The 13,555-nt window shown below is 70.0% G+C and carries 16 protein-coding genes; all 16 read right to left on the reverse strand.

The window, feature by feature from the left end:
- Nucleotides 1-28 precede the first annotated feature (28 nt).
- The 16 genes from lgt to rpoZ are packed head-to-tail and all read right to left on the reverse strand — an operon-like array spanning nt 29 to nt 13,492.
- The gene (gene lgt / locus MAE01_RS05970; RefSeq protein WP_147038648.1) at nt 29-1,051 is read right to left on the reverse strand and encodes a prolipoprotein diacylglyceryl transferase; all 1,023 of its coding nucleotides are present in this window, start codon (nt 1,049-1,051) and stop codon (nt 29-31) included.
- Nucleotides 1,052-1,061: 10 nt separating this feature from the next.
- Complete coding sequence (gene trpA, locus MAE01_RS05975; RefSeq protein ID WP_147038649.1) at nt 1,062-1,865, reverse strand: tryptophan synthase subunit alpha; 804 nt, start codon at nt 1,863-1,865, stop codon at nt 1,062-1,064.
- Complete coding sequence (gene trpB, locus MAE01_RS05980; protein WP_147038650.1) at nt 1,862-3,079, reverse strand: tryptophan synthase subunit beta; 1,218 nt, start codon at nt 3,077-3,079, stop codon at nt 1,862-1,864. Before trpB ends, trpA begins: the two co-directional genes overlap by 4 nt.
- The gene (gene trpC, locus MAE01_RS05985) at nt 3,076-3,873 is read right to left on the reverse strand and encodes an indole-3-glycerol phosphate synthase TrpC (RefSeq protein ID WP_186806146.1); all 798 of its coding nucleotides are present in this window, start codon (nt 3,871-3,873) and stop codon (nt 3,076-3,078) included. Before trpC ends, trpB begins: the two co-directional genes overlap by 4 nt.
- A gap of 2 nt (nt 3,874-3,875) precedes the next feature.
- The gene (locus MAE01_RS05990; RefSeq protein WP_147038652.1) at nt 3,876-4,106 is read right to left on the reverse strand and encodes an HGxxPAAW family protein; all 231 of its coding nucleotides are present in this window, start codon (nt 4,104-4,106) and stop codon (nt 3,876-3,878) included.
- Between the two features lie 46 nt (nt 4,107-4,152).
- Entirely contained in the window at nt 4,153-4,743 is a 591-nt protein-coding gene (locus MAE01_RS05995) for a Trp biosynthesis-associated membrane protein (protein WP_147038653.1), read from the reverse strand.
- A complete protein-coding gene (hisI, locus tag MAE01_RS06000; RefSeq protein ID WP_147038654.1) occupies nt 4,740-5,096 on the reverse strand; it encodes a phosphoribosyl-AMP cyclohydrolase in 357 nt (118 codons plus the stop codon). Before hisI ends, MAE01_RS05995 begins: the two co-directional genes overlap by 4 nt.
- Complete coding sequence (hisF, locus tag MAE01_RS06005; protein WP_147038655.1) at nt 5,093-5,854, reverse strand: imidazole glycerol phosphate synthase subunit HisF; 762 nt, start codon at nt 5,852-5,854, stop codon at nt 5,093-5,095. The genes hisI and hisF overlap by 4 nt, the downstream gene beginning before the upstream one ends.
- Complete coding sequence (gene hisG, locus MAE01_RS06010; protein WP_147038656.1) at nt 5,854-6,693, reverse strand: ATP phosphoribosyltransferase; 840 nt, start codon at nt 6,691-6,693, stop codon at nt 5,854-5,856. Before hisG ends, hisF begins: the two co-directional genes overlap by 1 nt.
- 37 nt (nt 6,694-6,730) lie before the next feature.
- Complete coding sequence (locus tag MAE01_RS06015; RefSeq protein ID WP_147038657.1) at nt 6,731-6,994, reverse strand: phosphoribosyl-ATP diphosphatase; 264 nt, start codon at nt 6,992-6,994, stop codon at nt 6,731-6,733.
- Complete coding sequence (rpe, locus tag MAE01_RS06020) at nt 6,991-7,671, reverse strand: ribulose-phosphate 3-epimerase (RefSeq protein WP_147038658.1); 681 nt, start codon at nt 7,669-7,671, stop codon at nt 6,991-6,993. The genes MAE01_RS06015 and rpe overlap by 4 nt, the downstream gene beginning before the upstream one ends.
- Nucleotides 7,672-7,675: 4 nt before the next feature.
- Nucleotides 7,676-9,103 carry an RsmB/NOP family class I SAM-dependent RNA methyltransferase gene (locus tag MAE01_RS06025; RefSeq protein ID WP_147038659.1) on the reverse strand — a complete coding sequence of 476 codons (1,428 nt, stop codon included), beginning with the start codon at nt 9,101-9,103 and terminating at the stop codon, nt 7,676-7,678.
- The gene (gene fmt / locus MAE01_RS06030) at nt 9,100-10,020 is read right to left on the reverse strand and encodes a methionyl-tRNA formyltransferase (RefSeq protein WP_147038660.1); all 921 of its coding nucleotides are present in this window, start codon (nt 10,018-10,020) and stop codon (nt 9,100-9,102) included. Before fmt ends, MAE01_RS06025 begins: the two co-directional genes overlap by 4 nt.
- 19 nt (nt 10,021-10,039) lie before the next feature.
- Nucleotides 10,040-12,001, reverse strand: a complete 1,962-nt coding sequence (locus MAE01_RS06035) for a primosomal protein N' family DNA-binding protein (RefSeq protein WP_147038661.1) — start codon at nt 11,999-12,001, stop codon at nt 10,040-10,042.
- A gap of 22 nt (nt 12,002-12,023) precedes the next feature.
- Entirely contained in the window at nt 12,024-13,220 is a 1,197-nt protein-coding gene (gene metK, locus MAE01_RS06040; RefSeq protein WP_147038662.1) for a methionine adenosyltransferase, read from the reverse strand.
- Between the two features lie 14 nt (nt 13,221-13,234).
- Entirely contained in the window at nt 13,235-13,492 is a 258-nt protein-coding gene (gene rpoZ / locus MAE01_RS06045; protein WP_033107065.1) for a DNA-directed RNA polymerase subunit omega, read from the reverse strand.
- Between the last annotated feature and the right edge of the window lie 63 nt (nt 13,493-13,555).

Below are 13,555 nucleotides of genomic sequence, written 5' to 3' on the forward strand. Positions count from 1 at the left end.
CAATGGATTCCTCACTCGACGAGGAGGGTTATCGGGAACCGTCCTCGGTACTGGGAGCAGTGCTTGTGGCGGTGGCTCCGACGGTGACTTCGGCCGGAGGCTCGCTCACGTCGACGAAATCATCGAGATCGTTCTGCGATTGTACATCAGCGTCCGCATCCTTCCGGCCCCGGCCCGCCATGTACGGCGAGGGCTCGGTTCCGGGGTGCCGGCGGGTCTGCACGATGAGGATCACGATGCCGAGGACGACGCCGATGATCGCGGCCCACACGTTGCTGCGCAGGCCCAGGATGATCTCGCTCGGATCGATGCGGATGGACTCCCACAGGATGCGTCCTGCGCTGTACCAGATGAGGTAGATCGCGAACAGCTTGCCCCACTGCAGCTGGAGTCGCTTGCCGATCCAGAGCAGGAAGATCACGCCTACCCCGTTCCAGATGACCTCGTACAGGAACGTGGGGTGGAACAGCGTGCCCTCGGCGAGGCCAGGGGGGAACGCGGCGTTGTCGGATTCGATCTCGAGTCCCCAGGGCAGGTCGGTGGGAAGCCCGAACAGCTCGTGGTTGAACCAGTTGCCGAAGCGACCCATGGCCTGTGCCAGCAGCAGTCCAGGTGCGAGCGCGTCGGCGAACGACCAGAACCGGATGCCCGTCCACCGGCATCCCAGGTACGCGCCGACGGCGCCGCCGATGAGCGCGCCGAAGATGGCGATGCCGCCCTCCCAGATCGCCCATACCGAGCCGGGCTCGAACGGGTTCCAGGTGTTCTTGCCCTCGCCGAAGTAGAAGTTCGGGTGGGTGAGCACGTGGAAGATGCGCGCGCCGATGATGGCGAGCGGCACGGCGAGGATCGCGATGTCGATCACGACCCAGGGCTCGGCTCCCCGCTTGGTGAGGCGGTGGTTGGTCATCAGCGTGGCCACGACGATGCCGGCGATGATGCACAGCGCGTAGAAGTGGATCCGCAGCGGGCCGAGGTCGAAGTAGCTGACCTCGGGGCTGGGGATGCTGGTGAGCGCGCCGTTGAGCGCGGTGTGGAACGCGAGGGACATGAGTGCGATTCTAGTTCTCGTGTGAGCGGACTGCAGACGGCGTGCCTGCAGCGAGGTTCCTGGTGACGTCGGCGAGGGCGGGAAGCCCGCCGTCGCCGAGCGCGCGCACCAGGGCGGTGCCGACGATCGCGCCGTCCGCGTAGTCGATCACACCGGCGATCTGATCGGCGGTCGAGATGCCGATTCCCACGCAGGCGTTCTGCACGCCGTGTTCGCGCAGCCGCGCCACGAGCGTGCGGGCGGCCTGGTCGAGCGACGCGCGCTCCCCCGTGATGCCCATCGTCGAGACGGTGTACACGAAACCGGTGGAGGACTTCGCGACCAGCTCGAGGCGTTCGTCGGTCGACGACGGCGCGGCCAGGAAGATCCGGTCGAGCCCGGTGCGCTCGCTGGCGGCGATCCAGTCGGCCGCGGCCTCCGGGGTGATGTCGGGGGTGATGAGCCCTGCGCCGCCGGCGGCGAGCAGGTCGTCCGCGTAGCGGTCGACGCCGTACTGCATGACCGGGTTCCAGTAGGTCATCACGACGACCGGGACGTCGGTTGCGGCAGTGATCTCGCGCGCCGCCGTGAACAGGTCACGCATCTTGAACCCGTTCGCCAGTGCCGCCTGCGTGGCCTGCTGGATGACGAGTCCGTCCATCACCGGGTCGCTGTAGGGCGGGCCCAGTTCGATGATGTCGACGCCGTTCTCGGCGAGCGTGATCGCTGCCTTGATGCTGGTCTCGAGGTCGGGGAAACCGACGGGGAGATAGCCGATGAAGGCCCCTCGTCCGGCATCCCTGGCCTTCTGGATGGCGGCTTCGACGCGGCTCATCGGGTCTCCTCCACGGCATCTGCGTCGTACAGCTCGAAGTAGCGGGCGGCGGTGTCCATGTCCTTGTCGCCGCGACCGGAGAGGCACACCGCGATGACCGCGTCCTCACCCATCTCCTGGCCGAGGCGGATCGCCCCTGCCAGGGCGTGGGCGGATTCGATCGCCGGAATGATGCCCTCCGTGCGGCTGAGCAGCCGCAGCGCCTGCATCGCCTCGTCGTCGGTGGCCGGGATGTACTCGGCGCGGCCGATGTCGGCGAGCCAGGAGTGCTCAGGGCCGACGCCCGGATAGTCGAGGCCGGCGGAGATCGAGTGCGACTCGATGGTCTGCCCGTCCTCGTCCTGCAGCACATAGGTCTTCGCACCGTGCAGCACGCCCGGTCGACCGCGTTCGATGGATGCCGCGTGCTTGTCGGTGTCGACGCCATCGCCGGCTGCTTCGACGCCGTAGAGCTTCACGCTCTCGTCGTCGAGGAACGCATCGAACATGCCGATGGCGTTGGAGCCGCCGCCGACGCAGGCGACGACCGCGTCGGGCAGGCGCCCGATCTCGTCGAGGAGCTGCTGGCGGGCCTCTTCGCCGATGACCTTCTGGAAGTCGCGCACCATGGCGGGGAACGGGTGAGGGCCGGCTGCGGTGCCGAAGATGTAGTTGGTCTTCTCGACGGTCGCCACCCAGTCGCGGTAGGCGTCGTTGATGGCGTCCTTGAGCGTGCGTGAACCGGTCGTGACCGGAACCACCTCGGCGCCGAGCAGGCGCATGCGGGCGACGTTGAGCGCCTGACGCTCAGTGTCGACCTCGCCCATGTAGATCGTGCAGTCCAGGCCGAACAGGGCCGCAGCGGTCGCCGTGGCGACGCCGTGCTGGCCGGCACCGGTCTCGGCGATCACGCGCGTCTTGCCCAGTCGCTTGGTGAGCAGCGCCTGTCCGAGGACGTTGTTGATCTTGTGGCTGCCGGTGTGATTGAGGTCTTCGCGCTTGAGGAAGACGCGCGCTCCCCCGGCGTGCGCGGCGAAACGCGGCACTTCCGTGAGGGCAGACGGGCGGCCCGCGTAGGAGCCGAGCAGCTGCGCGAGCTCGGCGCGGAACTCCGGATCGGCGATGGCGGCCTCATAGGCGACAGTGAGCTCGTCGATCGCGGCGATGAGCGATTCGGGCATGTAGCGCCCCCCGAACTCGCCGAAGAACGGTCCGTGCTGGTCACGCAGGCTCACAGCGATCCCCTCCGCTCGTCGTCGCCGGCATCGAGGAAGCTCTGCAGCGTGGCGACCGGGTCGCCGGTCACGAGCGCCTCGCCGATCAGGACGACATCGGCCCCCGCGGCGCGGTAGTGGGTCACGTCGGCAGGCTCGAGGACGGCGGACTCGGCGATCTTGATGGTGCCGGCAGGAATCCGGTCGACGAGTCGCCCGAACAGATCGCGGTCCAGTTCGAAGGTCGACAGGTTGCGTGCGTTGACCCCGATGAGGGAGGCCCCGAGGTCGATTGCGACTTCGAGTTCCTCCGCCGAGTGGGTCTCGACCAGTGGTGTCATGCCGAGTTCGAGGATCAGCGCGTACAGCTCCTGCAGCACCTTCTGCTCGAGTCCTGCGACGATCAGCAGGGCAAGATCGGCACCGGCGGCGCGGGCTTCGAGCACCTGGTATGGCGTCGCGATGAAGTCCTTGCGCAGGACGGGCAGGGCCACGCGGGTGGTGACGGCCTCGAGGTCGGCGAGCGACCCGCCGAAGCGGCGTTCCTCGGTGAGGACGCTGATCGCCGAGGCGCCGCCGGTCTCGTAGAGCGAGGCCTGGTGAGCGGGATCGGGGATCTCGGCCAGGGCGCCGCGGGACGGGCTCGCGCGCTTGACTTCCGCGATGATCTTGACGCGGGATGCCGGGGCGAGTGCTGCGAGGACGTCGCGGGCCGCCGGGCGCGCCAGAGCCGCCTTCTCGACCTCGGCCACCGGGCGCGTGAGCGCGCGACGCTCTGCGTCTTCGACTGCGCCGGCCGTGAGGTCGGCGAGCACCATCAGTGGCCCTTCGGCGTGTACTTGGGTCCGTTGACGCCGTAACCGGCCTTGGCGAGGATCCAGCCGAGCAGCAGCCCGATCACGATGATCCCGACGGACACCCATACGAAGACGGGCTGTTCGAGGCAGAAGGCGATTGTGCCGGCGAAGAAGCCGAACAGCATGACCACCACGGCGGTCCAGGCCGCAGGCGAGTGTCCGTGGCCGGGGTCGGCGATCGGGTTGGTCATGTTCTCCTCCGAAGCGGTCGTGGGTGTGTCAATCAGTCTATCGGGGTCACCGGGTCGGATCGGTCCCACGCGACAGGTCGTCCCAGGAATCGATCGCGTCGACCGGTCCGTCCCCGTCGGCGTGGGCTGCGGCGTCGGTGCGGAAGCGGCGTCCGCCGCTCTTCCAGCGGTGCGCCGTCGCAAGCGCGAACAGGGCCGTCACGATCAGCAGCACCCAGCCGATCAGGGCCAGCACGGGCCAGGTCGAGGGTTCGATCGTCGCGATCATATCGGCGATCGTGGTGCTGCCTGCGAGGCCTGTCGTCTCGGTGACCGTCGGCGCGACGGCAGAGATCGGGGTCGCGAAGAGGATCTCCGCCGTCCACCAGGTCAGCAGGACTCCGGCGGACAGGGCGAGCGCGGCGAAGATGTACCTGAGCGTCCTGCCGACGAGCGCGAGGGCTGCGCCGACGGCGAGCACAGCGAGGCTGAGTGGCGCCAGCAGCGCCATGGCATCGGCACCGGCGACCAGGATCGGTTCGCCGGCATCCGCCCTCGTCACGGTCAGCCAGGTCTGCGTCGACGAGATGATGCCGATGCCTCCGGCGAGCAGCAGCCCGATCACCGAGACGCTGCGACCACGCCGCGCGATGTTCATTCGGTCACGCCGTCGTTGGCTTCCAGATCCGCGGCATCGAAGCAGGTGCGAGTGCCGGTGTGGCAGGCGGGGCCGGTCTGGTCGACGTACAGCAGGATGGCGTCCCCGTCGCAGTCCAGACGTGCCTCCTTGATGCGCTGGATGTTGCCGGAGGTGTCGCCCTTGCGCCAGTACTCCTGGCGTGACCGCGACCAGTAGGTGACTCGACCGGTCGTGAGAGTGCGGCGCAGAGCCTCGGCGTCGAGCCAGGCGAGCATGAGCACCTCGCGCGTGTCCCACTGCTGCACGATCGCGGGCACGAGGCCGTCGGCGTTCCAGGCGACCTGGGCGATTCGCGCTTCGAGATCACTCATCGGACCAAGATCCCTTCTGCGCGCATGGCGTCTTTCACGTCGCCCACGGTGAGTGCTCCCGAGTGGAACACGCTCGCGGCGAGCACGGCGTCCGCGCCTGCTGTGATGGCTGGTGCGAAGTCCGTGACCGCGCCCGCTCCGCCGGAGGCGATGACGGGGACGGATGAGACCTCGCGCATGAGCCGGACGAGTTCGAGGTCGAATCCGTCGCGGGTGCCGTCGGCATCGATCGAGTTCACCAGCAGTTCGCCCGCGCCGCGTTCGATCGCCTCGCGGGCCCAGTCGACGGCATCCAGGGTCGTCGCCGTGCGGCCGCCGTGCGTGGTCACGACGAATCCGGAGTGCGTGCCGGGGGCGCGCTTCACGTCGAGGGAGAGCACGAGCACCTGCGCGCCGAACCGGTCGGCGATCTCGCCGATCAGGTCGGGGCGGGCGATGGCTGCGGAGTTGACGCCGATCTTGTCGGCGCCGACACCCTGCAGACGCGCGACGTCCTCGACGCTGCGCACTCCCCCGCCGACCGTGAGCGGGACGAAGACGTGCTCGGCCGTGCGCTGCACGACGTCGTAGGTCGTGGAGCGGTCATCGACCGTGGCCGTGACGTCGAGGAAGGTGATCTCGTCCGCGCCCTGGGCCGCGTAGTGCGCGGCGAGTTCGACGGGATCGCCCATGTCGCGCAGGTTCTCGAAGTTCACGCCCTTCACGACACGTCCTGCGGCGACGTCCAGGCACGGGATGACGCGACTGGTGAGGGTCATCACAGTCTCGCAGCGTGGATGGCGGTGACCAGCAGGGCGCGCGCGCCGATCGAGTACAGGTCGTCCATCACCTGGTTGATGCCCTTGCGGGGCAGCATGACCCGTACGGCGACCCACTCGGGGTCCTGCAGCGGGGAGATGGTCGGGGACTCGCGACCGGGGGCGATCGTGGCCGCCTTCTCGACGAGGTTCGCCGGCAGATCGAAGTCGAGCAGCACGTAGCGCCGTGCGACGATCACGCCGCGCACGCGGCGCAGCAGGCGCTCGGTGCCCTCGACGTCGCCGGGGCGGCTGATGAGCACAGCCTCGGACTCGATGATCACCGGGCCGAAGATCTCCAGTCCCGCCTGACGCAGCGTGGTGCCGGTCTCGACGACATCGGCGATCGCGTCGGCGACTCCGAGCTGCACGGCGGACTCGACGGCGCCGTCGAGCGGCACGAGCGTCGCCTCGACGCCGTTCTCACGCAGGAACGCGTCGACGAGCCCTGGATAGGCCGACGCGATGCGGATGCCGGCGAGATCCTGGATGCCCTCGAAGCGTCCGGGAGGAGCTGCGAACCGGAATGTGGACTGTGCGAAGCCGAGCGCCTCGATCTCGCGGGCCTGCTGAGGGACGTCCCGCAGCAGGTCGCGGCCGGTGATGCCGACGTCGAGCGCACCGGATGCCACGTAGGTGGCGATGTCGCGTGGGCGGAGGAAGAAGAACTCGACGTCGTTGGCGGCGTCGATGACGTGCAGGGTCTTGGAGTCGCGTCGACCGGCGTATCCGGCCTCGGCGAGCATCTCGGCGGCGGTCTCGGCGAGCGAGCCCTTGTTGGGAACAGCGATGCGCAGCATGGGGAGCTTTCAGATCAGGGGAACGAGGCGGGGCGCATCAGAGATGTCGGTACACGTCCTCGAGCGTGAGCCCCTTCGCGAGCATCATGACCTGAAGGTGATAGAGCAGCTGCGAGATCTCTTCGGCGGCCTCGGCATCCGACTCGTACTCGGCTGCCATCCAGACCTCGGCGGCCTCTTCGACGATCTTCTTGCCGATGGTGTGCACGCCGGCGTCCAGCTCGGCGATCGTGCCCGATCCCTCTGGACGGGTCTCGGCCTTGACGCTGAGCTCGGCGAACAGCTCGTCGAAAGTCTTCACGATTCCAGGTTACCGGCTCGGGCACGCTCTCGAAGCCCGGCGATGGCCGCCTCGATGCTGTCCGCGCCGTAGACGGCGGAGCCCGCGACGAAGGTGTCGGCACCGGCTGCGGCCGCCTGTGCGATGGTCGCGTCGGAAATGCCGCCGTCGACCTGGAACCAGGCGTTCGAACCGCGCCTGCGGGCCTCCGCGACCAGTGCGCTCAGCTTCGGCATGGTCTCGGGTATGAAGCCCTGACCGCCGAATCCGGGCTCGACGGTCATCACGAGGACCTGATCGAACTCGTCGAGGATGTCGTAGAGCGCGTCCCCCGCCGTTCCGGGTTTGATCGCGACGCCCGCGCGCGAGCCGATGTCGCGCAGCCGCCTGGCCAGAGCCACCGGGTCGGACGCGGCCTCCAGATGGAAGGTGACGCTGGCGGCGCCCAGCTCGGCGTAGCCGGGGGCCCAGCGGTCCGGATCGTCGATCATCAGATGGACATCGAGCGGGATCGGGCTCGTCGCCTGGATGCGCTCGACCATCTGCGGCCCGAACGTGAGGTTCGGGACGAAGTGGTTGTCCATGACGTCCACGTGGGCGAAATCGGCGGTCGCGATGCGCGCGAGATCGGCCTGCATGTTCACGAAGTCGGCCGAGAGGATGCTCGGGTTGATGCGGGGCGCTGCGGGAAGGCTCATCGGTCTACTCCTGTGGGTTGCGCTGCAACAGGGCGAGGAACATGGCGTCGGTGCCGTGACGGTGCGGCCACAGCTGCACGCGTCCGGTTCCGTCGCCGGCGAGGTCGATGGGGCTCTCGACCAGATCGGAGACGACGGCCGCGGCATCCAGCTCCGTGACGTCGTCGCGGCCGCGCAGCACCTCGGCGACGATTCCGCTGGTCTCGGCGAGGTGGGGCGAGCAGGTCGCGTACGCGACGATTCCGCCCGGTGCGAGGGCGTCCAGCGCACCGGAGAGGAGCTGCGCCTGCAGCGGGGCGAGTTCGGCGACATCGGCGGGCGACTTGCGCCAGCGCGCCTCCGGCCTCCGGCGGAGGGCACCGAGACCCGTGCAGGGGGCGTCGACGAGGATCCGGTCGAACCCGCCGAGATTCGCGGCGGTCAGGTCGCGGCCGTCCTGCTCGTGCACCGTGACATCGCCGGGGACTGCCTTCAGAGCGCCCCGGACGAGCCCGGCGCGCGCGGGGACGACCTCGTTGGCCTCGAGTGTGACGTCGTGCTGCCTTGCGACCGCCGCGAGCAGAGCGGTCTTGCCGCCGGGGCCGGCGCACAGGTCGAGCCACTTCTCCCCCTCCGCGATCGGCTTCGCGGCAGTCAGCGCCAGCGCGACGAGCTGCGAACCCTCGTCCTGGACGCGTACGGTGCCGCCCGAGGCGCTGATCACGCGCTGCGGGTCGCCGCCCGGCGAGCCGAAGGCGGTCGCGGCGTACGGACGCCGCGGTTCGCCGGCTTCGGCAAGCCCAGGGAGCGCTACGAGCGTCACCTCGGGGGCCGCGTTGTCCGCATCGAGGAGGTCTTCGAGTTCGTCGGCCCTGCCCTCGGCCGTGAGTGCGCGGCGCAGGGCGCGGATCACCCAGACCGGGTGCGCGGTTCGCAGACCGAGCCGCTCATCATCAGAACGGGCGGCCTGCTCGATGCGCTCCTGCCACTGCCCAGGGGTGTCACGCGAGATGCGGCGGAGCACGGCGTTGGTGAAGCCCGCCGGTCCCCTGCCGAGTTCGGCGGCCACGAGATTGACGGATTCGTTGACGGCGGCGTGCGAGGCGACCCTGGTGGACAGCAACTGGTGCGTGGCGAGCCGGAGCGCGTCGAGCACTGCCGGGTCGATCTCATCGACGGTACGACCCGCGGCCGAAGCGATGACAGCGTCGTACGCGCCTCGCCGGCGCAGCGCGCCGTAGGTGAGCTCGGTCGCCAGCGCCGCGTCCTGCGGGCTGAGGGATGCCGCAGTGATCGCCGACGGCAGCAGAAGGTTCGCGTACGCATCCGAGTCGTTCACGGCCCGCAGCACGTCGTAGGCGACGCGCCGCGCCGGCTGCACCCGCCGCGCCTGGGTCGCGCCGCCGGTGCTGTTGTGCGGCGTGCGGGCCGGACGCCGCCTGGGGGCGCTCATGATCCCGCCCGCATCGTGTCGCTGCTGCGGAATCCGCGCCACCAGTCGACGGCGTTCATGGCGGGCTTGCCGGCCGGCTGCACGCGGCTCACAGCGAGCGGCGTGGTGGCGGTGCCGATGAGGAGGGCGTTCTTGGTGGCGGCGATCTCGCCGGGCTCGAGGGCGTCGGCGCCGTCGGCGGGCGCTGCAGCGAGGATCTTCACTCGCAGGCCGCCGACCGTGGTGTGCGCACCGGGTTCCGGGGTGACCCCGCGGAACCGGGCGTAAACGGCTGCGACCGGCTCGTTCCAGTCCAGTGCGCCGTCCTCGAAGACGAGTTTGGCCGCCGTTGTGGCCTCCCCTCCTTGAGGCTGCGCGACCGCGGTGCCGTCCGCGATGCCCGCCACGACGTCGGCGGTGAGGCGCGCGCCGTCCTCTGCGAGCACGTCGAGCGCGACATCTGCCGTGGCATCCATGGGAACGTCGACGGTCCGCGCCGCGAACACGTCGCCGGCGTCGAGTGCGGGCACGAGCTGGAACACGCTCGCCCCGAGCACGTCGTCCCCGGCGATCAGCGCGCGCTGCACGGGTGCGGCGCCGCGCCACTGCGGCAGCAGCGAGAAGTGCAGGTTGATCCAACCACGATCCGGCGTCGACAGCAGCGGCTCGCGGACGAGCCCGCCATAGGCGACGATCACGCCGAGCTCGGGGCGGAGCGCGGCGATCCTGCCGGTGGCCTCATCGTCGAGCAGGGCCGCCTTGAGGATGGGGAGCCCGAGCTCCTCCGCCGCCTGGGCGACCGGAGATGGCGTGAGCACGCGCTTGCGGCCGAGCGGGGCGTCGGGGCGGGTGATCACCGCGGCGATGTCGTGCGAGGCCGCGAGGGTGCGGAGTGTCGGTACTGCTGCCGTCGGTGTACCGGCGAAGACGATGCGCATGAAGGTGCTCCGGAAGGGGTCAAAGCTCAGGATCGAGCATATCGAGGCGGACGGACAGGGGGATCCGGTTGCTCTGCCCTCGCCGCCGTCGCCGGCCAGCTGCCTCCGCAACGACGGCGGCGCGCAGACGAGTCGCGACGGCTGGGCCCGCGGCGTATTCGAATCGGACGAGCGCGCGCACGCGCCCGGTGTCGCCCTTGTCCGATGTGGGGTCGCTCTCGACCGGCACGGGCCCGAGAACGGCGTCCGCGGGAAGCGGGAGCTCGCGAAGTCCGTCGATCGCGCGCGCCACAGATGCCGGCAGCCCCTCGACGAGCGCCACCCTGGTGGCAGGAGGGAGGTGCAGCGGCGCGCGGCTGTCGAGCTCGGACCGCGCGTAGGCCGGCTGCGTCCAGGTCGCTAGCGCCCGGCCGACGGGGCCGTCGACGCCGACGAGGTGTATCGGTGCGCCGGGGGCCGCGAGGGCCGCTGCGTTCGACCACCAGCGCAGGCAGGACTCTCCGATGCGCAGGTCGGGTGCCTGCAGCATCCGCGGCCCGTCCAGCAGGAGCACGGCGCGGTAACCGCCATCGGCTGTCGGCTCGGCGCCGCGCGTCGCGACCACCAGCGCCGGCTTCGCCTCGACCCTCTCGACGGGGTGGGCGCCGTCGGCGACGATGACCCGCACACCGGCGAACGCGCGACCGAGCTCGTCAGCGGTGCGCTCACTGCCCGACGCCGCCAGGCGCAGCTTCGTCGACGAGCACGCGCTGCAGTGCCACGCGCGCGCAGAACGACCGCACCAGCCGCACACCGGCACTGCTCCCCGATGGGCGGCCCCCAGCGGTCCCCCGCAGTGCGCGCAGCGGGCGGGCGCGCGGCAGTCGGCGCACACGAGCGTCGGAGCGAAGCCGGGGCGTGCGACCTGCACGAGCACCGGGCCCTCCTCGGTCGCCTTGCGCGCGGCCGCGAAGGCGCCGGAGTGGACGCGCTGGGCTGGTTGCTCCATCTCCTGCGGGCTGCTCAGCACGACCCGAGGGGTGATGCGGCGCTCGGCGCGCACATCGGTGAGCCAGCCGCGCTGCACGAGCCGCTCGACGTCGGTCGTGCGCGTGTGGCCGGCGAACAGCAGCGCAGATCCCTCCTGCTCCTGCCGGAGCAGCAGGGCGTCGCGGGCGTGGACGTACGGCGCCAGCGGTTCGCTGTACAGCGGGTCGCCGTCGTCCCAGATGGCCACCAGCCCGGCCTGGACGGGGGCGTACACCGCCGAGCGATTGCCGACCACGATGCACGGGGCGTCCTCCAGCGTGCGCAGGAAACCGCGGTAGCGGTCGGGGTTCGTCTGCCGCGAGTCGTGCCGGACGATCGCCTCGGCGGGGACGAACGCCTCGAGCGTCGCCAGCAGCCGGTCGAGGTCGCGATGATCGGGGACGGCGATGATCGCGGATGCCCCGGATGCCAGCACCCGCACCGCGGCAGCGGCGAGCAGTTCGGTCCAGCGCAGGATCCCGTCGCGAACTCCGGGGATCGCTTCGATCGCGGCTCGTCCACGATCGTCGATCAGTGTCGCAAGGCCGTCGTACTCTCCGAGCACGGCATCCGCCCGCTCCACGGCATCCGCGGCCGGCACGGGAGTCGGCGAATCGGCCTTCCACGCCTTCTCCACCCGCACCTGGCGCTTCGGCACCGCAAGACGCAGGATGTCGGATGCCGAACCGGCCGCGCGGTCCGCCGCACGCCGCGCGAGCCGGTACAGCCGCTCCGGCAGAACCGGCACGAGCGAGATGATGCTCTCCACGGTCGAGAGAGGGCGCTCCGAGTCGTCCTCCTCGGCCACCTCGACGACATACGCGTCGATCATGCGACCGGCGGTGCGCAGCGGCACGCGCACCCGCGCACCCACCGGGACGTCGCCGAGCTCGTCGAGCAGCACGTAGTCGAACAGGCGGTCCAGCTGCGGGAGGGGGGAGTCCAGCAGCACCCGCGCGACGCGCCGGCTCAAAGCCGGGCTCCGCGCGTGCGCATCACAGCCCCGCGGCGCGGCGCAGCTCGTCGGCGCGGTCCGTGCGCTCCCAGGTGAAGTCGGGCAGTTCGCGGCCGAAGTGGCCGTACGCGGCGGTCTGGCGGTAGATCGGACGCAGCAGGTCGAGCTGTTCGATGATCGCCTGCGGGCGCAGGTCGAAGACCTTCCGGATGGCGTCGGTGATCACCTCGTCGGAGACGCGGCCGGTGCCGAACGTCTCGACGTACAGTCCGACGGGACGTGCGACGCCGATGGCGTACGCCACCTGCACCTCGAGCCGATCTGCGAGCCCTGCGGCGACCGCGTTCTTGGCGACCCAGCGCATGGCGTAGGCGCCGGAGCGGTCGACCTTCGACGGGTCCTTGCCGCTGAAGGCGCCGCCGCCGTGGCGTGCGGCACCGCCGTACGTGTCGATGATGATCTTGCGGCCGGTGAGGCCGGCGTCGCCCTTCGGCCCGCCTGTGACGAAGGGACCGGCGGGGTTGATGAAGTAGCGATCGCTGGACGGCATCTCCAGGCCGGTGTTCTCGAGCACCGGGTCGATGACCAGTCGCCGCACCTGCTCGGTGAGCTCGTCCTGCGACACGTCGGGGTGGTGCTGAGTCGACAGCACGACGGCGTCGATCGTCTTGGGGGTGAAGCCCTCGTAGCCGAGCGTGACCTGCGTCTTGCCGTCGGGTCGCAGGAAGCCGAGCTCGCCGGAGCGGCGAACCTCGGTGAGGCGCTCCGCGATCCTGTGCGCCGTGTGACCGGCCATCGGCATGAGCTCGGGCGTCTCGACGGTGGCGAAGCCGAACATGATGCCCTGGTCGCCGGCACCGAGACCGTCGAGGGCGTCGCTGGAGCTGCCGTCGCGGTGCTCCTGCGCGAGGTCGACGCCGTGGGCGATGTCGCTGGACTGCTCCCCCACCGAGACGCTCACGCCGCAGGAGTCTCCGTCGAAGCCGGTCTCGCTGGAGGTGTAGCCGATGCCGTTCACGACCTCGCGGACGATCGTGGGGATGTCGACGTACGCCTCGGTGCGGATCTCACCGGCGACGTGCACGAGACCGGTCGTGACCAGGGTCTCGACCGCGACGCGTGACGCCGGGTCCTTGGCGATCAGGCCGTCGAGGATGCTGTCCGAGATCTGGTCGCAGATCTTGTCGGGGTGCCCCTCGGTGACGGATTCAGATGTGAAAAGGCGCAGTGCGCTCATCTAGGAGGCTGCCTTCACTCGGCGTGGCGAAGGCGGAGCTTGTCCTCGTTGATCTCGTGCAGCGCGATGGTCAGCGGCTTGTCCTCGACGGACGAGTCGACCAGCGGTCCGACGTTGTCGAACAGGTTGCCCTCGTGGAGATCTGCGTAGTAGTCGTTGATCTGGCGGGCGCGCTTGGACGCGTAGATGACCAGCTCGTACTTCGACTCGACGCGGTCGAGCAGGTTGTCGATGGGCGGGTCGATGATGCCCTTGGTGTGGTGTCCGGCCATGGTGGGACCTCCAGATCAGGCGACGGGTTCGTCGCGAAGTCGAATCGGCGGGCGCGCGAAAGC

It is taken from the genome of Microbacterium aerolatum, from assembly GCF_007988825.1.
GTDB classification, from domain to species: Bacteria; Actinomycetota; Actinomycetes; order Actinomycetales; family Microbacteriaceae; genus Microbacterium; species Microbacterium aerolatum.